At 59.2% G+C, this 19,229-nt stretch carries 21 protein-coding genes and 2 pseudogenes; 7 read left to right on the forward strand and 16 right to left on the reverse strand.

Annotated features, from left to right (window positions below):
- Positions 1-155 precede the first annotated feature (155 nt).
- A complete protein-coding gene (locus AC07V9_RS04630) occupies positions 156-1,061 on the forward strand; it encodes a polyprenyl synthetase family protein (protein WP_495014516.1) in 906 nt (301 codons plus the stop codon).
- On the opposite strand, the gene AC07V9_RS04635 is transcribed toward AC07V9_RS04630, so the two are convergent.
- A complete protein-coding gene (locus AC07V9_RS04635; RefSeq protein WP_495014517.1) occupies positions 1,062-1,529 on the reverse strand; it encodes a hypothetical protein in 468 nt (155 codons plus the stop codon).
- 212 nt (positions 1,530-1,741) lie between these two features.
- Between AC07V9_RS04635 and AC07V9_RS04640 the strand changes: the two are divergent.
- Positions 1,742-1,894, forward strand: a pseudogene (locus AC07V9_RS04640) (LysR family transcriptional regulator); the annotation flags it as partial.
- A 117-nt stretch (positions 1,895-2,011) separates the two neighbouring features.
- On the opposite strand, the gene AC07V9_RS04645 reads toward AC07V9_RS04640, so the two are convergent.
- Together AC07V9_RS04645 and AC07V9_RS04650 are read right to left on the reverse strand one after the other, a co-directional pair.
- Complete coding sequence (locus tag AC07V9_RS04645; RefSeq protein ID WP_495014518.1) at positions 2,012-2,446, reverse strand: DUF1810 domain-containing protein; 435 nt, start codon at positions 2,444-2,446, stop codon at positions 2,012-2,014.
- Positions 2,447-2,527: 81 nt separating this feature from the next.
- Positions 2,528-3,202, reverse strand: a complete 675-nt coding sequence (locus AC07V9_RS04650; RefSeq protein WP_495014519.1) for an HAD family hydrolase — start codon at positions 3,200-3,202, stop codon at positions 2,528-2,530.
- 299 nt (positions 3,203-3,501) lie between these two features.
- Between AC07V9_RS04650 and AC07V9_RS04655 the strand changes: the two genes are divergently transcribed.
- Positions 3,502-3,735, forward strand: a complete 234-nt coding sequence (locus tag AC07V9_RS04655; RefSeq protein ID WP_495014520.1) for a hypothetical protein — start codon at positions 3,502-3,504, stop codon at positions 3,733-3,735.
- Between the two features lie 124 nt (positions 3,736-3,859).
- On the opposite strand, the gene AC07V9_RS04660 is transcribed toward AC07V9_RS04655, so the two are convergent.
- The 3 genes from AC07V9_RS04660 to AC07V9_RS04670 all read right to left on the reverse strand — a co-directional run bounded on the left by AC07V9_RS04660 (position 3,860) and on the right by AC07V9_RS04670 (position 6,117).
- On the reverse strand, positions 3,860-4,228 hold the full coding sequence (locus AC07V9_RS04660; RefSeq protein WP_495014521.1) for a histone-like nucleoid-structuring protein, MvaT/MvaU family: 369 nt from the start codon (positions 4,226-4,228) through the stop codon (positions 3,860-3,862).
- 186 nt (positions 4,229-4,414) lie between these two features.
- Positions 4,415-5,107, reverse strand: coding sequence for a type 1 glutamine amidotransferase domain-containing protein (locus AC07V9_RS04665; protein ID WP_495014522.1), 693 nt, complete (start codon positions 5,105-5,107; stop codon positions 4,415-4,417).
- A gap of 155 nt (positions 5,108-5,262) precedes the next feature.
- Positions 5,263-6,117, reverse strand: coding sequence for a LysR family transcriptional regulator (locus tag AC07V9_RS04670; protein ID WP_495014523.1), 855 nt, complete (start codon positions 6,115-6,117; stop codon positions 5,263-5,265).
- Positions 6,118-6,191: 74 nt separating this feature from the next.
- On the opposite strand from AC07V9_RS04670, the pseudogene AC07V9_RS04675 reads away from it, so the two are divergent.
- A pseudogene (locus AC07V9_RS04675) lies at positions 6,192-7,121 on the forward strand (DMT family transporter); the annotation flags it as partial.
- An 87-nt stretch (positions 7,122-7,208) separates the two neighbouring features.
- Here AC07V9_RS04675 and AC07V9_RS04680 read toward each other — a convergent pair.
- The 6 genes from AC07V9_RS04680 to AC07V9_RS04705 form a co-directional block, all read right to left on the reverse strand.
- Positions 7,209-7,421 carry a DUF2934 domain-containing protein gene (locus tag AC07V9_RS04680; protein WP_495014524.1) on the reverse strand — a complete coding sequence of 71 codons (213 nt, stop codon included), beginning with the start codon at positions 7,419-7,421 and terminating at the stop codon, positions 7,209-7,211.
- Between the two features lie 35 nt (positions 7,422-7,456).
- The gene (locus tag AC07V9_RS04685) at positions 7,457-7,681 is read right to left on the reverse strand and encodes a hypothetical protein (RefSeq protein ID WP_495014525.1); all 225 of its coding nucleotides are present in this window, start codon (positions 7,679-7,681) and stop codon (positions 7,457-7,459) included.
- Positions 7,682-7,784: 103 nt separating this feature from the next.
- Positions 7,785-8,687 (reverse strand): manganese catalase family protein, encoded by a 903-nt coding sequence (locus AC07V9_RS04690; RefSeq protein WP_495014526.1) that lies wholly within the window; start codon positions 8,685-8,687, stop codon positions 7,785-7,787.
- A gap of 408 nt (positions 8,688-9,095) precedes the next feature.
- Positions 9,096-10,181, reverse strand: coding sequence for a glycoside hydrolase family 1 protein (locus AC07V9_RS04695; RefSeq protein WP_495014580.1), 1,086 nt, complete (start codon positions 10,179-10,181; stop codon positions 9,096-9,098).
- Positions 10,182-10,248: 67 nt separating this feature from the next.
- On the reverse strand, positions 10,249-11,451 hold the full coding sequence (gene glf, locus AC07V9_RS04700; protein ID WP_495014527.1) for a UDP-galactopyranose mutase: 1,203 nt from the start codon (positions 11,449-11,451) through the stop codon (positions 10,249-10,251).
- On the reverse strand, positions 11,439-12,608 hold the full coding sequence (locus AC07V9_RS04705; RefSeq protein WP_495014528.1) for a glycosyltransferase family 1 protein: 1,170 nt from the start codon (positions 12,606-12,608) through the stop codon (positions 11,439-11,441). The genes glf and AC07V9_RS04705 overlap by 13 nt, the downstream gene beginning before the upstream one ends.
- Positions 12,609-12,935: 327 nt before the next feature.
- Here AC07V9_RS04705 and galE point away from each other — a divergent pair, with 327 nt between their 5' ends.
- Positions 12,936-14,045, forward strand: coding sequence for a UDP-glucose 4-epimerase GalE (gene galE / locus AC07V9_RS04710; protein WP_495014529.1), 1,110 nt, complete (start codon positions 12,936-12,938; stop codon positions 14,043-14,045).
- A gap of 208 nt (positions 14,046-14,253) precedes the next feature.
- Here the strand turns inward: galE and AC07V9_RS04715 are convergent, their stop codons facing one another.
- Positions 14,254-14,727, reverse strand: a complete 474-nt coding sequence (locus AC07V9_RS04715; protein WP_495014530.1) for a PA2171 family ribosome-binding persister protein — start codon at positions 14,725-14,727, stop codon at positions 14,254-14,256.
- Between the two features lie 484 nt (positions 14,728-15,211).
- Here AC07V9_RS04715 and AC07V9_RS04720 point away from each other — a divergent pair, with 484 nt between their 5' ends.
- On the forward strand, positions 15,212-15,640 hold the full coding sequence (locus AC07V9_RS04720) for a DUF2231 domain-containing protein (protein WP_495014531.1): 429 nt from the start codon (positions 15,212-15,214) through the stop codon (positions 15,638-15,640).
- Positions 15,637-16,932 carry a PQQ-dependent sugar dehydrogenase gene (locus AC07V9_RS04725; protein ID WP_495014532.1) on the forward strand — a complete coding sequence of 432 codons (1,296 nt, stop codon included), beginning with the start codon at positions 15,637-15,639 and terminating at the stop codon, positions 16,930-16,932. Before AC07V9_RS04720 ends, AC07V9_RS04725 begins: the two co-directional genes overlap by 4 nt.
- A gap of 54 nt (positions 16,933-16,986) precedes the next feature.
- Here the strand turns inward: AC07V9_RS04725 and AC07V9_RS04730 are convergent, their stop codons facing one another.
- From AC07V9_RS04730 to AC07V9_RS04740, 3 genes are all read right to left on the reverse strand, one after another.
- Positions 16,987-18,183, reverse strand: coding sequence for a GAF domain-containing sensor histidine kinase (locus AC07V9_RS04730; RefSeq protein ID WP_495014533.1), 1,197 nt, complete (start codon positions 18,181-18,183; stop codon positions 16,987-16,989).
- Positions 18,184-18,384: 201 nt separating this feature from the next.
- A complete protein-coding gene (locus AC07V9_RS04735; protein ID WP_495014534.1) occupies positions 18,385-18,609 on the reverse strand; it encodes a DUF6555 family protein in 225 nt (74 codons plus the stop codon).
- A gap of 313 nt (positions 18,610-18,922) precedes the next feature.
- A complete protein-coding gene (locus AC07V9_RS04740) occupies positions 18,923-19,171 on the reverse strand; it encodes a hypothetical protein (RefSeq protein WP_495014535.1) in 249 nt (82 codons plus the stop codon).
- Positions 19,172-19,229: the final 58 nt, after the last annotated feature.

Consider the following 19,229-nt stretch of genomic DNA (forward strand, 5'->3'; position numbering starts at 1 on the left):
AAACTTGTACAAAGGGTGCGCTCTGCACATGTTTTGTACAAGATTGACTCACACTGAGGCACCTGCGTTGCACAGTTGTTCCCCGGACTTGCAGCGTGGCAGGTAAAAGCATCCGATCCAGACGCCCATTGGCGATAGCAGAGGTAAATACTCCGATGATCACGGACTCCGGCGCCATCCTCGACCTCGGCTTCGACGAGCGTCTTTCCCAGGTACGCGTGTCGATCGAGCAGCGCCTGAACGAACTGCTGCCCGAAACTGGCAACGAGCGTGATTTGGTCGCCCTGGCGATGCGCGAATCCACGCTAGCCCCCGGCAAACGCATGCGCCCTATCCTGCTGAAGCTGATTGCTGACGGGCTCGGCCATCAGGGCACGGCCGCGTTGGATCTGGGCTGCGCGGTCGAGCTGATCCACGCCGCCTCCCTGGTTCTGGATGACATGCCATGCATGGACAACGCGTCGCTCAGGCGCGGTCGGCCCACGGTGCACCTGAAGTTTGGCGAGGATGTGGCAATCCTGACAGCCGTTGCGCTGCTGAGCCGTGCGTTCGGCGTCATTGCGTCCATCAACGAGGTATCGCCCGCGATCAGAACCCAGCTCGTCGAACTGGCGGCCAATGCCGTGGGCATGCAGGGGTTGGTGCGCGGGCAATTTCAGGACCTGCGCGATGGCCAGCAAGCCCGCAGCGCGGAAGACATCGCCATGACCAACGACTTAAAGACCGGGGTGTTGTTTGGCGCCATCGTCGACATGGCCTGGTTGATCAGCGACAGCGATGAGGGCGTTCGGTCAACGCTGCAGAGTTTTGCCATGGAATTGGGGCAGGCGTTTCAGATGTACGACGATCTGTGCGACGCCTGCAGCGACACCGGCAAGGACGTGGGCAAAGATGCAGGTAAATCGACCTTTGTCTCGATTTACGGCGCGCAGAAGGTGAAAGCGCAACTGCACGTTCACTTGTCAAACGCCGAGTCGAATCTGCGCAGGGTGTTCGATGACGCCGATCTGATCGCAGGCTTTATGGCCCTAGTGTTCAAGAACGCCGCCATCGCGGCCTGATCAGGGCGTTGGCCGCTCGATGATCGCCTGCTTGAGCGCCGCGCCGTCGGTGAAGCGCTGCTCTTGCACCACCGCACCGCCCTTCAAAGCCAGCCACTGCACCGACTCCCGATCGCCGTTGTATGCGCTGGCGACGCGGCCGTCGCGATCCAGCAGGATCCGGTACTTGGCCGAACGCATTGCCGGCACGGCGACGAGCTTGATCACCGACGGCATCTTCTCGATGTCTGCAACGTAGATCATGTGACGTGCTTCGAGGTAGCCAGCAGGGGTATCTTCAATGGCGGCGTTGACCAATTTGGCTGCCGACATGCTTCTGGCAACCAGCAACACCTGTGCATCGTCATCGAGGGTGTAGGCTTTGTCGTTCTGATCCAGCAGTGTCCATTTCTTGACAGGCTGAACCGCATTGTCGGCCAAAGCACTGAAGCACAGGAGAGTCCCTGCCACGAAAACAAGACGACGCATCGTTAAGACTCTTGATAGCAAAATGGGCCCTTATCTTAAGTCAGCAAACGTCATTTCGCCTGGTCTTTCTATGAATCCGCGGTCCTGACCGGTGGTGGGTAGATGTTATTGCAAGGGGTGCACGGTGCCCCGTGGCTAACCGATCGAAAGCAACCGATGAATGAATACAGGCAACTGCCCCAGCTCTACCCTTCGCAGAGGAAACCGTGGAGATGGCGCCAGGAACGCTACCACCGACCGCATGCCTTCGAGCCTTCGAGGTTTCCACCCGCCACGCGGCATTCACCTCGGCAGCAGAGGAGCTGAGCGTCACCCAAAGCGCTGTCAGTCACCAGATCAGGTATCTTGAGAGTCTGTGGGGCATGACTGATCGAATCGTGATGCTTGTGTTGTTCGCCGCCCGCCTCCATGCCAGCCGGAATGCGCTGCTTCGAGGCGGTGAGATGTTCATGGTGGGTGAGCAGAGCCTGGCAAAAACAGCGTCACTCATCTAACCCATGCAGCAGCTCAAGGGTTCTGTCATCCGGTTTCCCACCATAGAACTGATCGAGCGCTCGCTGATACACGTCAACGTGCGGCTGGACATCATTGAACAACGTCAGGCATGAGCGCAGCTTCAGGTCATCAGGTGAGCCGAGAATGTGCAAAACGCTTGAATCGGAATGCTCGAGAAGAGTCTGGACGCACGCCACAAGTCGCGGTCCGAGCACGGGGTGCTCAGTGTAGGCGCGCGCTTCTGCACCGTGGGCGATGCCAAAGCGCGTCGCCATCTCGCTTCTGCCCAATCCCTTCAACTGCGGGAACACGAACCAGATCCAGTGGCTTGTCTTGCGGCCTGCGCGCAGTTCGTCCATGACCCGGTTGAAAACCGGGCGTTGCGCATCGACAAACCGAGCGAGATTGAATGGGTCATTCATGATGCGATTTCCTCATGGGCATGGCGGAAACGTCCAAGCGCTGCGACGCTTGCTGACCAGGGATAAGACGTTGGCCGAGGCCTACGGACGTGATGCGATTTCGTCCATATGATTGAGCAAATCCAGTGGATCTTCGTACACCCTCAAGGCCCCTGCCCGCTCCAGCTCACTGATATCGTAGCCTCCCGACAGCAGACCGATGCCAGTGGCCTTACAGCGCCGGGCCGCAAGCATGTCCCAAATGGCGTCGCCGATGACCAGGCACTCTTCGATGGGGACTTCCAGACGCTGAGCGGCAGCGATGAACAGGTCGGGGTCAGGCTTGCCGTATCTCACGTCATCGCGAGTGATGAGCGAAACATCGTCCAGCTTCAAACCCAGCGCCTTGAGGTTGATCGCCGCCGTCTCGCTCCCGCCACTGGTTGCGATGCACCACTTAGTCTTACTTCGGTTGAGGGTTTCGAGTAGCTCAATGGCGCCAGGCAGCGCCGTGATCTGACCCTGAAGCTCGCGATACGCCCTGGCGTGAAGATCGCTGAGTCGCTTGGCCTGCTCGGCGGGAATATCCAAGCCCGTTTCCCGCGCCAGCGACTTGAGCATCAGCCCACCGCTCATGCCAATTTTCCGGTGGATTCGCCACATGGCCAACGGAATGCGTTCGGCGTCCAGCGCCTGTTTCCAGGCCGCCACGTTTTGGTAAACGCTGTCGGTCAGCGTGCCATCCAGATCCAAAATGAAAGAGGTATTAGCGCTCATGGTCTTGCTCCGATACAGTGGCAGGGGTACGTATTCGAGGCCCCCCGCATCCCGCCGTTCCGCGTTTCTTTTGGAAACGGCAGCCGTGCAGCGCATGTGCCCCTATAGCTTCCCTGTGCCTGGGGCCGTATCGGCAGCGCTCACGAGATTGGTCTGAGGACGCTTCAGAGGCGAGTCCATCAAACGCCGGCTGCTCTTAATGGACCAGTAAGCCAATGCGGCGCATGCTCCCATGAAAAAAACGCGAACTCGTGTAGGCATTCCAGCCTCCAACGTTTAACTCACTGGAGGCTACCGATATGAAAGATGACTCTTCTAACCCTGCAGCACCGCTATCGTCCCACGCGCGCCCTGTGGACGCTTCCGGCAAACCGGTCGATGTAATCGAAAGGGATCTGCAGGACGGTGATGACAAGACCCGCGCTGTTGACGAAGTCATAACACCCACGTCTACCCGCGCCAAAGAGCAGGACGCAGAAACGCTGCAAAAAACCGTTGATGAGATCGAACGAAAAGTTGCAGACAGCAACTGAAGGTGATGGGCCATCGAGCGCCAGGTTGTCTTTGACGACGCTCGTATGGCCCACTCAGACTTAGGCGTATCGCAGAACAATAACGCGCTTAAAGATTCAGACTGGAGGGCTGCCCGCGTGCTTCTTATGCCCGCCAGGACTCTACTTCGGCACCACCGTACTCGCTCTTCCATTCTTTCAGCGTTTTATGGTTGCCCCCTTTTGTTTCCACAATCTCGCCGTTGTGAGGATTTTTGTAAGTCTTCACTGAACGCGGTTTGCGAGAGGATTTTTCAGGCGCGGCAACAGGAGCGTTCTTTTTACCGGAAGTTTGCGGTTCAAGGATCGTGACGATCTCACGCAGACTGTAGCCGTACTCCTCTAAAAGACCTTTGAGCTTGGTTTCGAACTCGATTTCCTGTTTCAGGCCTTTATCGTTTTTCATCGTCTCCAACTGGGCAAGTTGATTAGCCAGTTGCTGTTCAAGCCTTCGGAATTCGGCAAGTTGTGACATGGTGCTCTCCTGATGTCCTAATGGGCTATTCATGTAAGTTGAGTGCGTTACATGAAGATCGTTCCCGCCATCGCGCCATCCTGAAAGTCGACCTCACAGGTGCAGATGAATCGCAAGCAACGATCAGCGTAACAATGCGGCAACTAAAACTGCCTGACCCCGAGGGCGCAGGCCAGGCAGCGTGGATCAGCGTGCAACTTCGCTGGCAAGTCGCTTCAACAGCGCTTGCGCCGCCGCTTGTGAAGAAGCCGGGTTCTGCCCGGTGATCAGGTGGCCGTCTTCTACTACGTAACTGGCCCAGTCAGTCGCCTTGGAATAGAGGCCTGCGTTGGTCTTGAGCATGTCTTCAACGAGGAAGGGCACGATCTGCGTGAGCCCGACGGCCTCTTCTTCCGAATTCGTGAAGCCCGTGACCTTCTTGCCCTGCACCACAGGGTGGCCATCGGGGGCCTTGACGTTCTTCAATACCCCCGGCGCGTGGCACACCGCCGCGATCGGCTTGTTGGCCGCATAAAAGGTCTGGATCAGCGTGATGGAGTCAGTGTCCTCGGCCAGGTCCCATAGCGGACCATGGCCGCCAGGGTAAAACACCGCATCGAAATGATAGGGGTCCACCTCGCGCAATGGCACGGTCTGGGCTAACAACGCCTGGGCCTTGCTGTCGCCACGCAAACGCCGAGTGTGCTCGGTCTGGGCATCTGGCTCATCGCTTTTTGGGTCCAGCGGCGGCTGTCCGCCCTTGGGAGAAGCCAGGGTAATGTCGGCGTTGGCGTCCGCAAAGGTGTAGTACGGGGCGGCGAATTCTTCCAGCCAGAACCCCGTCTTCTTGCCGGTATCACCCAGCTGATCGTGAGAAGTAAGAACCATGAGAATCTTCATACGCGCCTGTCTCCTTGAAAATATGGGCAGCACAGAATCGCACAACGTAATGCTCAGAGACTTTCACCACTCAGATGTTCAAGCCGATTGATGAGGCGGCGTCCGGCGGGCAAGGCGGTGTGCCGGATGCCTGGGCTGCTGAGCGTTCTCATCGACTACAGACGAAACGATCTCAGCATCACGCCTGCCAACAACTCAATGGCCTCATTGTCGCGGCATGCCGGACTGCGAATGAAGACGATATCGTGATCAGGGATGACCGGCAGCCCTTCAAGAATCTGCATGCGCTCGGTGACTTTGGCCCGGTCGATAACGCTGATCGCCATGCCCGCTTCCACACACGCTTTGACGGCTTGATTGGAATGGCTTTCCAGCACGATGCTCGAACGCCGCCCGGACGTCCTGAGCGACTCGACCATGGCCTCACGGTAAGGGCATTGCATCGCGTGTACAGCTAACGGCAAGGGGTCGTGAAGGCTTAGCGCAGGGCTTGTCGGCCCCACCCAGACCGGCGAAGTGGACATCAACCGGTCCGTGTCGGGCCCGATACTGCGTTGCGTCTGAGCGATGACCGCCGTCTGGAGCTTGTCGCGCTGAATCAGTTCTCTCAAGGCATCGCTCGGGCCGGTTTGCAGCTCGAGCACCACATTCGGCCAGGCCGCTTTGAAGGTCGGCAAAATATCCCGGATCACATGGGCTGCGTATTCGTCAGGTATACCCAGCGTGATGCGACCTGCCAGCTCGGTGCCATGCAGGTCAGCCAGGGCCTGATCGTGAGTGCGCAATAACTCGGCGGTCGAGGCCAGCAGCCGCTTGCCCAAAACCGTGAGGGATATCGACTGGTTGTCACGATTGAGCAGTCTGCCGCCAGCCACCGCCTCCAGGCGCTGGATGTGAACGCTCACCGCCGCTGGGCTCTTGTGCAGCTGCTCGGCGGCGGCGCTGAACTTCCCGATACGCACGACCGCATGGAAAGTGCGCAGCAGATCGATGTCGAGGATGGGCGTCATTGTTCAATCCTTTTGAAGCACTACTGCATTAAATTTTGATTTATTAGATTACGCCGACTCCTTACTGTTTGGGAATGAACCAGCACATCGCCCCCCGACGCACCCATCCAACCGGCCGCCCCACACGCTGGGCATTACCGCTGCCCCTGCTTGAAGCCGGGCTGCTAGTGACCTGGAGTTCCGGATTCATCGGCGCACGGTTTTCCATCGACTACGCCCCTGCACTGCTCGTGGTGTTCTGGCGTTGCATTGTGGTGTGCCTGCTGCTGTTGCCGTTCGTGTTCCAGTCCCTTCGCAAAACGCCACTTGCCGTTTGGCTGACCCATGGCGGCATCGGGCTGTTGGCCATGGCAGGCTATCTGACTGGCGTTACCCAAGGCATTGCGCTGGGCGTCCCCGCGGGACTGGCTGCGTTATGCGCAGATTTGCTGCCCCTGGGCATGGCACTGCTGGCGGCACTGGCGCTGGGCGAGCGCTTGCCTTGTCAGGTCTGGGTGGGCCTGCTCGTCGGTCTGCTGGGGGTCTTATGGGTGACGCACAATGCCCTAGCGCTGGGCGATGCCCCCCTCTGGGCCTATGGCTTACCCCTGGCGGGAATGCTTTCGCTGGCGGTAGCCACCTTATGGCAAAAGCGCGCCCGCACGCAGCCGATGGAGCTTTTACCCAACCTATGGCTTCAGTGTTTCGTCTCCTGTTTCGCGTTCGCCGCCATTGAAGGCAGTCAAGGCAGCCTGGCGCCCATTGCCAGCGTGGGCTTCGCGCTGAGCGTGTTGTGGACCGTGGCCCTGTCCACCCTTGGCGGTTATGGGCTGTACTGGATATGCCTGCGCCGGTCCAGCGCAACCCGTGTCGCCAGCGTGCTTTACCTCAGCCCGCCGATCACTCTGGTATGGGCGTGGCTCATGTTCGACGAGCCGTTGTCGTGGCAGATGGCATCAGGCATGGCAATATCGGCGGCAGGGATCTGGCTCGTGGTACGCGCCGAATCCCGGCAAGATGCGACCAGATCCTGCGACTCGGTCGCGAAGGCAACGTGCAGTGTTCCAACGCATCACAGGGAGCACGATCTTCCACAAGAAAAGGGTTAAGGGTCACACTTTGCGCTCGGTCGAGATACCGTTGCCGCGAACGCCGGGAGGGCAATGACACCGGTTGGCGATTGCCGCGTTGCGATCAGGGGCCATGGCCGCTGACTCAGCCAGCTTGCAAGACATTGCCCAATGACGCATTTCGCAGCCATGGGGCCGGCCTTCACACTCCCATATCAAGTGCGCCAACCTTTCAAGTTCGATGTCGCCGCTCATCGCCTCAGCCCTCCTTGATAATCAGCTCAGGTCAATCAGCTTACGGCATGAATGGCGGGATGAGCTTTCTGAAACGCTACCTGCTCATCCAGCGCGGATTCGAGTGCGGCCAGGTGGGAGCGGTACCCACTGACGGCTTCTGTCCACCCCGTGCTGCCGATAAACCCCAACACAACGAGCTTCAGCAGTTCGATATTGCAAGCGTCTACAGCGATCAGCCGCTCATGTAGCGTGAAGCGAATGTCTTCAAACGAGCCCATGACCATCATCCTGTGCGAGTGCCGACGATCAATTGCAGTCCAACCGTCATGACCAGAGGGAAGCGAACCGGCCACACACTCTCGAGTGAGGCCGGATCTCAAGTTACAGAGCTGGATCGACTTCATTATCCGCGCCCTGCGCATAACCTGAACCCAGGTCAGCGCCGGTCACGGGGTCAGCAGACAGATCCGACTTCGTGCGTTCCTTCATCATGGTCAGGGTGACTGAATCATCCTCACTGAGCTCAACCGTCGCCGTGCCATCTCCGCCATCGACGGCTGGATGCGGGTTCTCGACGTATTCGAACTGGGCATCGTTGTTCCAGGGCCCGCGCACGTTCGGCTCGCCGTTGGACATGCTGAAATAGGTACGGCTGAACTCTGGCATGCCTGGCAACTTGCCTTGCGGAAAGTTCGGCTGAATCGAATGAAGGGCTTTTTCGAACGACAACTGGTGGGCGATTTCCCGCGTCATCAGGAAGCCCAAGGCTTCTTTGATGCCCGGATCGGTCGTGACGTTGATCAGTCGTTCGTAAACGATTTTGGCTCGGGCCTCCGCAGCAATGTTGGAGCGAAAGTCTGCGGTGGGTTCGCCGATGGTGTCGACGTAGGCCGCCGTCCATGGCACGCCCGCCGAATTGACCAATGGCGCCCCGCCGCCGTAGAGCAGGCTGGTGATGTGCGAGTCATTACCGGCGCCATTAATCTCGCGGTACAACTCACCCTCGGCCTGGATGCCCTCGGCCAGCTTGCCCTTGCCGCCCTTGTTCAGCATCACGATGATCGAACCGATGATTTCCAGGTGACTGAGCTCCTCGGTCGCGATGTCCAGCAGCAGATCCTTGCGACCTGGATCTTCTTCGGCCAGTGCCTGGGTGAAATAACGCGCCGCAGCGGCCAGTTCGCCCTGAGCGCCACCAAATTGCTCGAGCAGCAAATTAGCAAGACCGGGATTCGGCTCGGCCACGCGGACCGTGTATTGAAGACGTTTATTGTGCAGGAACATGGTGTTTCTCCCATCAAGATAACGGTATTCCGGCGATAACAGCGAATACAACCTATCGCAGAACTTATGGTTCACACGGTTTAAAATCTTTTATTTAACAGTGACAGAACTGTGATAGATCGCAGCCCCCTGTAATTCAGAAGAGTGTTATCAATTGCGACCAGCGGTCATGAGGTGCCCGATTTAGCGGGGCTGAAGCGCTCTAACAACGTGAGTGCGTGGCCAATCAAACAGAAAACACCCAACCGGATAGTCCGTCGCGACGACCCAACTTCCACAGGCCTTGTTCGAAATCCTGAGGGTTTATTCGATCAATGGTCGTCCATGGGCGTTAAATACTCCCGAGATCAAAGAAAATAGTTTTAACAGTCAACTTTTCGCAACTTTCACGTTCGGCAAACAATGCAACTACTTGATCGGACTAATGCAGCCCAAAGACCGGATCGCCTCATGCAGCGGGTGATGGGCGGCCCGACTGCCCTGCCCATCGGCGTAACCGAACACGCCCGCCGGGCAGTACCGCCCATCATCCCACCCCGGATAGTCCAGAAACGGGTACCAGCACAGGCCCTCGATAACGACCCCACGGGCGCACGCCAGGGTCAATTGCTCGGCGACGTACTTCAGCCACGGCACACGCTGGTCATCTTCGGCCCCCGTTTCGCTCAGCAGCATGGGCCGCAAATAACGCTGATGAACCTCTTTGAGCATCCCCGCCAGAGGACGATACTGCGGATCGCCCGGGAGTACGCGGCAGCCGTTCAGTTGCCACTGATTTTGCGGATAGAAATTCGCGCCAAGGATATCCAGGCAGTCCTCACGCCCACCCAGTCCCGGCCACTGCCTTCCTGCGAGGAGGTCCCACGCCTCGAATTGTCCCAGCCGTTGCGCTTCAGCCCGATCGACCTCAACGGCCCGACCTGATCCGGGCACTACGTGAATGATCGGTTCGCACTGGACGAAGCGCGCCTGCGGGGCGTGTTCCCGAATGGCCTGCATGGCGGCCAGGCTCGCCCTGACCAGCTGATGCTTGAGTTCCTGCCCCCGTCCCAGCGTGCCGGGGTTGAAATAGCCGACCTCGCCACCCGCCCAGCTCCAGAATGAAATTTCATTAATGGGGCAATAGAAAGGCTCGCTGATGCCCTCCTCCTTCATCAGCCTGGCCACCGCCCCGGCAAAGCGCGCGAAGCGCTCGACGAACACCGGTCGCCAGATATCCAGGTCATCGGGATAACCGTAGTGAGACAGGTCCCAGATCACTTGAATGCCGTGATCCCGCGCGGCGTGCAGCAGCGGCAGAAAACTACTCCAGTCGTAATGTCCCGGTCGCGATTCGATCACATGCCAGCGCAGCCCGTCTCGTGCGCAGGCAATGCCCAGGCGGGCGAGCTGCTGGTAGTCGTTGGCAGCCCAGCGGGCGTGCCCGGTCGACGCCTGCAGGTCCAGGCGCTCACCATTGCCGCGACGCTGGCTGGCGCATTCGTAGCCGGCCATGACAAAGGATTTGAACAGCCGTGCGTTCGTCACCTGCAGGTCCGACACGATGCGCCACTCAAGAGCATCACCGCGCCTCCACCTCTTGAGGCGGTTGAGGTTGCGCCACCCCCTGCATCTGCCGCTCGATCCTTTGGTAAAGCGCCAAGGCCTGGCCGACGACCTGATCCATGTTGTAGTACTTGTAGGTCCCCAACCGCCCAAGAAACGTCACGCCCGGGGTATTGTCGGCCAGCGCGGTGTAGCGCTTGTAGAGCTCGGCGTTTTCCGGGCGAGGAATCGGGTAGAACGGCTCACCCTCGGCGCAGGGAAACTCGTAGCTGATGCTGGTCTGGGCGTGGTCCTGACCGGTGAGGTGCTTGTATTCGGTAATGCGTGTGTACGGCACCGCAGGGTCGGGGAAGTTGACCACGGCAACGGCTTGCAACTGCGCCTGGGGCAGCGTTTCGTGCTGAAAACGCAGCGAGCGGTACGGCAGCTTGCCGAAGCAGAAATCGAAAAACTCGTCGATGGGGCCGCAGTAAATCAGCTCTTTGTACTGAACGCGATCGCGAACCGAGGTGAAATCGGTGCCGAGCAGCACGTCGATGCGCGGATGATCGAGCATGCGTTCGAACAGGTGGGTGTAACCGAGCAAGGGCATCATCTGGAACGTGTCAGTGAAATAACGATCGTCTTGCGTGGTGCGGGTCGGCACCCGAGAGGTCACTGACTTGTCGAGTTCGCTGGGGTCCAGTCCCCACTGTTTGCGCGTATAGCCGCGAAAGAACTTCTCGTACAGCTCGCGACCGATCTGATTGATCACAACGTCTTCGGAGGTGCGAATATCCGCCACCGGTTCGGCCCGTGCCGCGAGAAACGCCTGGGCCTGAGCTTCGTCCATCGACAACCCGAACAGTTGGTTGAGCGTGGTCAGGTTGATCGGGATCGGCACCAGATGCTCGTCGACCCGAGCCAGAACGCGGTGCTCGTAAGGGCGCCATTCGGTGAAGCGCGACAGGTATTCGACAATGCGCTCGGCATTGGTGTGGAAGATGTGCGGGCCGTAGCGATGGATCATCACCCCAGCCGCGTCTTCGCAATCGTAGGCGTTGCCGGCGATGTGCTCGCGTCGGTCGACGATCAGCACGTTCTGACCCAGCCCTTGGGCCAGGCGCTCGGCAATGACACTGCCGGCAAACCCTGCGCCGACAATCAGGTAGTCATAAGGCTGGCCGCTGTTGGAATGGGAAGGCCCGTGGATGGCTTGATCAAGGCTTATCGTAGGCATTCGATATGCCCCTTCATCGCAGCGCAAGTGGCGTCCCAGGACATGCCGTCAAGCACCCGGTCGATGCGCTGCAGAAAATCCTCGTCCGTTCGCGCGATCAGCGCCGCTTCAACCGCAGCGATGAAGCCTGCCGCAGAATCCGCGACGCTGACCACCCCGCTGTTGCCATAGCCACGCACCACATCGCGGACCGGCGTGGAGACCACCGGGCAGCCGCCTGCAAGGTATTCGGGGGTTTTGGTCGGGCTGATGTAACGCGTGGATTCATTGATGGCGAACGGCATCAGCGCCACGTCCCAGCCCGAGAGATAGGCCGGCAGTTGCGGATAAGCCTTCGCCCCCAGGTAATGAATGTTCGGCCGTTGGGGCAACAAGGCAGGATCGATCTTGACCACCGGACCTATGATGATCAGTTGCCAGTCAGGACGAGAGGCTGCGAGCTCGTCCACCAGTGCGATATCGAAACGCTCGTCGATCACACCAAAAAAACCCAGGCGCGGATGAGGGATGTCAGCCTGATCGGCGGGTTCGTCCAATGGCTTGCGGGCAGCGCCGAAGTGGGCGATGTCGACACTGCTGGGCAGCGGATGGGCATTGTCGTGGTGTTTGCGCTTGGCCTCCCACAGGCTGTAGCCGCCGGTGAACACCACGTCCGCCCGAGCCAGGAGCTGGCGTTCTTTATCCAGCAGGTCCGGCGGCGCGCCCTTGAAGGCAGAGAGCTCGTCCATGCAGTCGAAGATCGTGACGTTGGCCTGAAGGTGATCGGTGAACGCCAGGCTCATCGGTGTCAGGTACCAGAGCAACAACTCTTCGGCTGCGTGCTCGGACAGGTAGCCGTCGAGCAACTGACGCTGCGCTGCAGCGATAGCCTCATGACTCAAGCCCCACGGTAAGTGCGGCACGAGCAATGTGATGCCCACACAGGGGTGCGAGACGTGGAGATGACGATCCAGCCCCTCGCCGAACACAGGCTCTTCGAAGAACAATACGTCGTACCCTTTGGCCAGGTGCGACATCACGTGCTGGGGGCGCTGGTAAACGAACCCCCATCGCAAATGGGACAGGCACAGCAGCGTGGGCCTGGCCTGAGCAACGGCTGGGGAGTCGGCATCGACGACGGTGGGAAGAAGCTGGGACGGTCGGGTTGCAAGATTCATATCGATTTCCTTCTGAAGAACGGAATCGAGTCTGACGCCCACACATCCCGGGCTTCGACAGCACTCGTTTTCTGACAGTGCCGTCGCGTGATCATGCATCACAGGGTGCCACTTCACAGCGTTGGAGGCGCGGCTGTCCCACGTCGTTCAACAGATCACCCGCAAAAACCGATGAAGTGTCTACCGATGAGCATTTGCCTTGAACTCCCGAGGCAGGCGAGCTCCCTAACTCATATGCGTCAATTTCGCCGTACGGGGTGTGAGGCGAACAAAGCATGTCCGGCAGCCTGCAGTCGCCGAACCCACAGGCACGAAGGGAGACGCAAAATGATCCTGATAACCGGCGGCATGGGCTACATCGGCGCCCATCTGGTGCTCGAGCTGATGAATGACGGCGAAGATGTGGTCATTCTCGATAACCTCTGCAACAGCTCGCGCGTCACGCTCGAACGCATCGAACGGGTGACCGGCAGGCAACCGGCATTCGTCGAGGGGGACGTCCGGGATCGCGAAACCCTCGATGCACTCTTCGCCCTTTACCCGATTGATGCGGTGATCCATTGCGCGGGCCTGAAGGCGGTCGCGGAAAGCGTGCGCGAGCCGCTGCGTTATTACGACACCAATGTCAGCGGCACCGTGACGCTCTGCCAAGCCATGGCCGACGCCTTGGTGTTTACCTTGGTGTTCAGCTCGTCGGCCACGGTCTATGACGATTGCGCGGTGATGCCGATCAACGAGCAATGCGAAACCGGCCACCCTTCCAACCCCTATGGGCAGTCCAAGCTCATGGCAGAAAACGTCATGCGAAGCATGGTGAACGCCGATGCTCGCTGGTCAGTGGGCTTGCTGCGCTATTTCAATCCCATTGGCGCCCACGAGTCGGGGGCGCTGGGGGAACCCCCGACGCTGACACCCAACAACCTGCTGCCTTATTTGCTTCAGGTTGCAGGGGGGCAACGTCCCGCGCTGTCGGTGTTCGGCAGCGACTACCTGACGCCCGACGGAACGGGCATCCGCGATTACGTCCATGTCATGGACCTGGCTGAAGGGCATCTCAAGGCGCTGCACGCCCTGCGCCTGACTCATGGCATCCATGTCTGGAACCTGGGCACTGGCTGCGGGCATTCGGTGCTGGAAGTGGTCAGCGCGTTCGAACGTGTCAGCGGGATAATCGTGCAATTGAAATATGAGCCACGCCGTGCTGGCGACATCGCACGATGCTGGGCCGACCCTGCCAAGGCCACGATCGAACTGGGCTGGTCGGCCCATCGCTCGCTGGACTGCATGCTCATCGATGCCTGGCGGTGGCAGCTCAGTCTTCAACTTGACCATGACGTGCTCGACCACGAACCCCTACCGCTTGCGGCGCTTGCCACAGGTGTCATACCGCAGGCGCGTGTCTCGGCAGGTGTTACGGCTGCCGGTCAGACGCCCTGAAGGTGAACCGCTGCTGACTCCGCCGGGTATGAGGGATTGCCCCAGCAAGCTTGTGCGAGCGGCAGCGAGTCGTGTTGATTTGATGATCAGTGAGCGGGGCATCCAGCCACTCCCCCCCTCACAATCCAGGTTGGCATTGTGCAGCGTCCGGACGCAAAAACGCCCAGCACCGGGCTGGGCGTTTGAACGGTTGGGATAACGCTTTGGGTTATGCAGCCATTCCCGACAACGATGTTTTCCTGTAATCGGCTTTCATGGCTTCCATCTGCGCACCCAGCTCGTCGAGCTTGGCCTTGCCAAGGAGTTTCTTGGCCTGAGGAAACATCTCCGATTCCTCTTCTTCGATGTGGTGTTCCAGCAGCTCTTTGACGACCTTCACACGACCCGAAAATTCGGGGGTGGCGGGGTCAGTGTTCTTGAGATCTGGCAGGACCAGCGCGTCAACCGTGCGATGCTCCTCTTTGGCCTCGTAGTACATGATGTCCTGCTCTTTGTCGCCCGCTTCTTTGAAGGCCGGGTAAAGAATATCTTCTTCCAGCTTGGTGTGGATGGTGATCTCCATCTCCAGCTTGGCGAGCAAGTCGGTGCGTTTTTTCACGCCCCGCTCCGTGGATTCACTCAACTGGGTCAGGATAGCCTTGACGCGTTCATGGTCGGCTTTGAGAAGGTCGATGGCGTTCATGGTATTTCCTCCGGTATCACGGTGAGCGAACGGGTCTGGATGCCTGTCCTGCTACTAACCTCCAGTACCGTTGCAGCCGCCGTGCCACCGACCAGACATAAATTTTTGCTTGTTTTTCATGTAGTTAAAAACTGGCCGCGCCAGTGGCATCGGGCGTCCTGCACGAATCTACGCAAATGAATAGTGCAATTTGGAGACACGTCTGTTGCTGGAACCTGCTCCACTGCACAGCCCTCACCGCCCATTGGCTGTGACCAGGCCGCCAGGATGAGGTCACTTGCCACCTCACCGGACGTATACACAGGGTCATGGATGACCGCGCCGGTGTTGCTCGATCTGCCTGGCGATCTTATCGATGGGCTGTCACTGCGTTGAACTAACGCTCGGCGTTCATGATCCCTTTTTTAGCGCGCTGTTCAGCGTGTGATGCGCCGGTTTCTCACGGGCGACATCAGACTGGGTCGATGAACGACAAGGAGCCAACGTGACCGATACCACCTACCCCACTTACCGCAGTCTTCCCGGGCCGCTACACGCCATCCTGCTGGGGGGCACCTTTGCCCTGTTTCTCGGCGGGTTGCTCAGCGACATCGCCTACTACACCACGTACCTGATTCAATGGAGCAACTTCGCCTCTTGGCTGATCGCAGGCGGCATGCTGTTCTGTGGCTTGGCGTTGGTGTTTGCGCTGGTCAACCTGCTACGTGCACACCCTAAGTCGGGCCGCCCCACGGTGTATTTCCTGTTGCTGCTGATCACCTGGGCGGTGGGCTGGATCAACTCGTTCCAGCACGCCAAGGATGCCTGGGCCGTCATGCCCTCGGGCCTGACACTCTCCGTCATTCTGACCCTGCTGAGCCTGGCTTCAGCCTGGACAGGCCTGACCCACGCTCGCACAGGAGGCGCACGATGAAAAATTGCTACGCACTGACCGCATTGAGCATGGCGCTGCTGCTCAGCGCCTGCGGCGGCGAGAAAAACAGCGCTCAAAGCCATGGCCCGGACCCCAAGATGCCTCAGGCCGAACGCGGGCTGTTGCCGAGCATGAAGATCGCCGAGCCGACGGCGTGGGGGGAGCAGAAACCCAAGGTTCCGGAAGGCTACAGCATCAGCGCCATCGCGACTGAACTGCTGGTCCCGCGCCAGACACTGGTCCTGCCCAACGGCGACATCCTGGTGGCTGAAGGCAAAGGCGGCACCGAGGCGCCCAAGCTCAAACCCAAAGACGTGATCGCCAGCTATATCAAGGCCCAGGGCAATACCAAGGTCAAAGGCGGCAATCGCCTGACCTTGTTGCGTGACGCCGATGGCGATGGCAAGTACGAGTTGAAAACCGTATTCGCCGAAAACCTCAACGCGCCCTACGGCCTGGCGTACGCCAATGGCAAGCTGTACGTGGCCAACCAGGATGCGCTGGTGCGATTCGACTACACCGATGGCCAGACCAAGGCCAGTGGCGAGCCAGTCACCCTCACCGAGCTGCCGTCGAAGATCAATCACCACTGGACCAAATCACTGGCCGTCAGCCCGGATGGCACGACCTTGTACGTGGGGATCGGCTCCAACAGCAATGTCACCGAGCGCGGCATGGAGGTCGAACTCGATCGTGCGCAAATCTGGCAGATCGATGCCCGGACCGGCGCCCACAAGCCTTACGCGACCGGGGTGCGCAATCCGACGTCGCTGAAGATTCAACCCGGCACGGGGCAGTTATGGGCTGTGGCCAACGAGCGCGATGAGTTGGGCGAGGACCTCGTGCCGGACTACCTGACCTCCATCCGCGAAAGGGCGTTCTACGGCTGGCCCTACAGTTACTGGGGGCAGAACGTCGATACCCGCGCCCAACCCCAGGATCCGCAGAAGGTCGCGCTGGCGGTCAAACCCGATTACAGCCTGGGCTCCCACGTCGCGGCGCTGGGCCTGGATTTTTCGATCCCGGCCATCGGCGACAAGTTTGCCGAAGGCGTGTTCGTCGGCGAGCACGGCAGCTGGAACCGAGAGAATCCGGTGGGCTACAAGGTGGTGTTCGTGCCGTTCAGCAACGGCCGCCCAACCGGCGAACCGGTCGATTTTGCCACCGGTTTTCGCGGCGACGACGGCAAGACTCGCGGTCGACCGGTGGGTGTCACGGTCGACCCTCGGGGCGCGCTGATTATCGCGGACGACCTGTCCAACACGGTCTGGCGAGTATCGCGTAATCGGTGACCATTCCAAACCCCGAGGCCGCAGGCTTCGGGGTTTGCCCAGCCACCTTGGCAGTCAGTACACCCATTTCATTTTTGAAGGAAACCTGGCCACAAACACGGTCCCGGATTCGAGTGTGGAGGTGACGGTGAGCGTCCCACCGTGGGCCTCTGCAATCTGCGAGGCGATATACAACCCGAGCCCCAACCCCTCTCCTCGCTGTGCAGCCTGCGAACGCGTGAACGGCTCGAACAGCAGCGGGATCAAGTGCCCGGCAATCGGCGTCCCCTGATTGACCACCGAAATCAGAACATCCGCCCCTTCCGTCCAGGCCCTGACAATGATCGGATCGGCGGTCGAGCCATGGATCACGGCATTGCCGACGAGATTGGACAGCAGCTGAGTAATGCGCAGCGAATCGCAGTGGATGCCGCTGGGCAGATCGAGAAAGCGATGTATCTGGGCCACCGGGCTGGCAGCTTGTACTTCCTGCAACGCCTGTTCAAGGATCGGCGCCAGGTCGTCAACCAGCTGGCGTTTGACTGGAATGCCGCCGCCCAAGCGGCCTCGGGCAAAATCCAGGACGTTTTCGATCAACATGCCCATGCGCACCGAACTGTTACGAATGGCTGCAATAAGGCCCAACGAACGCTTCTCCGTGGTCCGGCTTTCCAGTAGCTCGGCGCTCATTCGAATGGCGCTCAGCGGCGTGCGCAGATCGTGCCCCAGCACGGCGACGAACTGGTCACGCAGGCGCCCGTGTTCATTCGCGGCCACCAACGCCGATTGCGTGGCTTCCAGGTTCTTCTGTGCGTCCAGGCTCATGGCAATCAGCTGCGCGAACAGGGTCAGCGTCTTGAGAATGGCAGGCTCTTCGAGATTGGCGGGTATCGAATCGATGGCACACAGCGTGCCAAAAAAAGCGCCGTCGCCGGTAATGATAGGGATCGAGATATAGCTTTCCAGACCGTAGGTTCTGGGGGTGTGGTGTACGCAGAAATGCGGATGATGGCTGGCATGGCCAAAAATCACCGGTTTCCTGTGCTGGCGGATTTCGTGGCAGATGGTGGATTCAAGCACCAATTCCCCACCTGGCTTTAGGCCGAAATCGATAGAGTCATCCACGGCGCAGGCCACCCAGTTTTTGTCCGTTACACGCGCAACCGCGGCAAAGCGCATTCCGGTCAGGTGTTTGACCATGCTCAAGATGACAGGCACCGCCCCAATAGCATGGATAGCTTCGATATCAGCAGAGAAATCAGAACGGATCATGGGTTCCGGGCGCCTGAACGGTAGGTTCTGGCAAGACTACAACGAATGAGCCAATCGCGGGGGCTGCGCGACATCAAAAATACACCGATTCCTGCTTTGCACGTGCTGCGCACAGGCATCGGTGTACGCGATGCGCTAAGGGTATTGACCCGTTTCCCTCTCCTGGGAGGCCTCGCGTCTCCCACGGCACCACAGATCCGTTTACGCCTTGTGCCACTCCACATTGGTGATGCCATGCTTTTCCGCCTGAGGCTTGCTCAATTTGGCGACCGGGTCTGTTCTGTATTTGGGAAGTTGCCCGACTCCAGCGTCGACCGTCGCCCAGTGCCAAGCTTCGGCATTGTCCATTTTCGCGGCGCGAATATAGAAGGTCTTGTAGGCGCCCTGCAGCAGATAGTCGATCCGGTAGTGTTGGTCCTGCGCCATGCTTTCTCTCCTTGGCATTGACATTCACCCATTCACAGATCGTCCTACAATAAAAAAATTCCCTATTTAAAACAGATCATTAGACAATCCATTCATGTGAGTGGGGTCTGCGCGACAGGATATTGCAAATGACAGCGTGGACCGCTCCCGCCTTGGATGACGGCGAGGCGCTTCAGGAAAAATCCTTGTCCTGATCATCCGCCGAACACGTCCAGCAAGAACAAGAAGTAGAACAACAACGCCCAGCCGACGGCGATACCCACGTAACACGACAGGATCGTTCGATCACTCATAAGCCAGCACTCAGGAGATATCAGGATGATTCCTTCTGATAGCAATCGGCCGCAGCAGTTCCAGTCTCTTTTGCGAGCCTGGTTTGAGTGAAGGACCCGCCTTGCTCCTCGTCCGTCACCGCAGCCCCCAATAGCCGGTAATACTGCATGTGGAATTGGTATTCCTCGCCACGTCCCTCAATCTGGGCGCGCCATGCGCTTTCCAGGTGCCATTCACGGATGCGACGCAAGCTCTCGAGTTGACGCTTCGATCGGGTATTGTTGGTCATTAGGCTCTCCTTGCCAGTCACCATTGAGACTTGAAAGTAAGGCAGGGCCAGGCGGCAA

Source organism: Pseudomonas sp. GW821-FHT02A11 (assembly GCF_059421985.1).

Excerpts from the sequence above, each read along its gene's own strand:
- AC07V9_RS04735 (WP_495014534.1), bottom strand. The coding sequence starts at position 18,609 with ATGGCGCAGGACCAACACTACCGGATCGACTATCTGCTGCAGGGCGCC.
- AC07V9_RS04670 (WP_495014523.1), bottom strand. The coding sequence starts at position 6,117 with ATGACGCCCATCCTCGACATCGATCTGCTGCGCACTTTCCATGCGGTC.
- AC07V9_RS04635 (WP_495014517.1), bottom strand. The coding sequence starts at position 1,529 with ATGCGTCGTCTTGTTTTCGTGGCAGGGACTCTCCTGTGCTTCAGTGCT.
- AC07V9_RS04680 (WP_495014524.1), bottom strand. The coding sequence starts at position 7,421 with ATGAGCGGCGACATCGAACTTGAAAGGTTGGCGCACTTGATATGGGAG.
- AC07V9_RS04630 (WP_495014516.1), top strand. The coding sequence starts at position 156 with ATGATCACGGACTCCGGCGCCATCCTCGACCTCGGCTTCGACGAGCGT.
- galE (WP_495014529.1), top strand. The coding sequence starts at position 12,936 with ATGATCCTGATAACCGGCGGCATGGGCTACATCGGCGCCCATCTGGTG.
- AC07V9_RS04655 (WP_495014520.1), top strand. The coding sequence starts at position 3,502 with ATGAAAGATGACTCTTCTAACCCTGCAGCACCGCTATCGTCCCACGCG.
- AC07V9_RS04705 (WP_495014528.1), bottom strand. The coding sequence starts at position 12,608 with ATGAATCTTGCAACCCGACCGTCCCAGCTTCTTCCCACCGTCGTCGAT.
- glf (WP_495014527.1), bottom strand. The coding sequence starts at position 11,451 with ATGCCTACGATAAGCCTTGATCAAGCCATCCACGGGCCTTCCCATTCC.
- AC07V9_RS04715 (WP_495014530.1), bottom strand. The coding sequence starts at position 14,727 with ATGAACGCCATCGACCTTCTCAAAGCCGACCATGAACGCGTCAAGGCT.
- AC07V9_RS04685 (WP_495014525.1), bottom strand. The coding sequence starts at position 7,681 with ATGGGCTCGTTTGAAGACATTCGCTTCACGCTACATGAGCGGCTGATC.
- AC07V9_RS04665 (WP_495014522.1), bottom strand. The coding sequence starts at position 5,107 with ATGAAGATTCTCATGGTTCTTACTTCTCACGATCAGCTGGGTGATACC.
- AC07V9_RS04725 (WP_495014532.1), top strand. The coding sequence starts at position 15,637 with ATGAAAAATTGCTACGCACTGACCGCATTGAGCATGGCGCTGCTGCTC.
- AC07V9_RS04695 (WP_495014580.1), bottom strand. The coding sequence starts at position 10,181 with ATGGCCGGCTACGAATGCGCCAGCCAGCGTCGCGGCAATGGTGAGCGC.
- AC07V9_RS04740 (WP_495014535.1), bottom strand. The coding sequence starts at position 19,171 with ATGACCAACAATACCCGATCGAAGCGTCAACTCGAGAGCTTGCGTCGC.
- AC07V9_RS04690 (WP_495014526.1), bottom strand. The coding sequence starts at position 8,687 with ATGTTCCTGCACAATAAACGTCTTCAATACACGGTCCGCGTGGCCGAG.
- AC07V9_RS04660 (WP_495014521.1), bottom strand. The coding sequence starts at position 4,228 with ATGTCACAACTTGCCGAATTCCGAAGGCTTGAACAGCAACTGGCTAAT.
- AC07V9_RS04650 (WP_495014519.1), bottom strand. The coding sequence starts at position 3,202 with ATGAGCGCTAATACCTCTTTCATTTTGGATCTGGATGGCACGCTGACC.
- AC07V9_RS04730 (WP_495014533.1), bottom strand. The coding sequence starts at position 18,183 with ATGATCCGTTCTGATTTCTCTGCTGATATCGAAGCTATCCATGCTATT.
- AC07V9_RS04645 (WP_495014518.1), bottom strand. The coding sequence starts at position 2,446 with ATGAATGACCCATTCAATCTCGCTCGGTTTGTCGATGCGCAACGCCCG.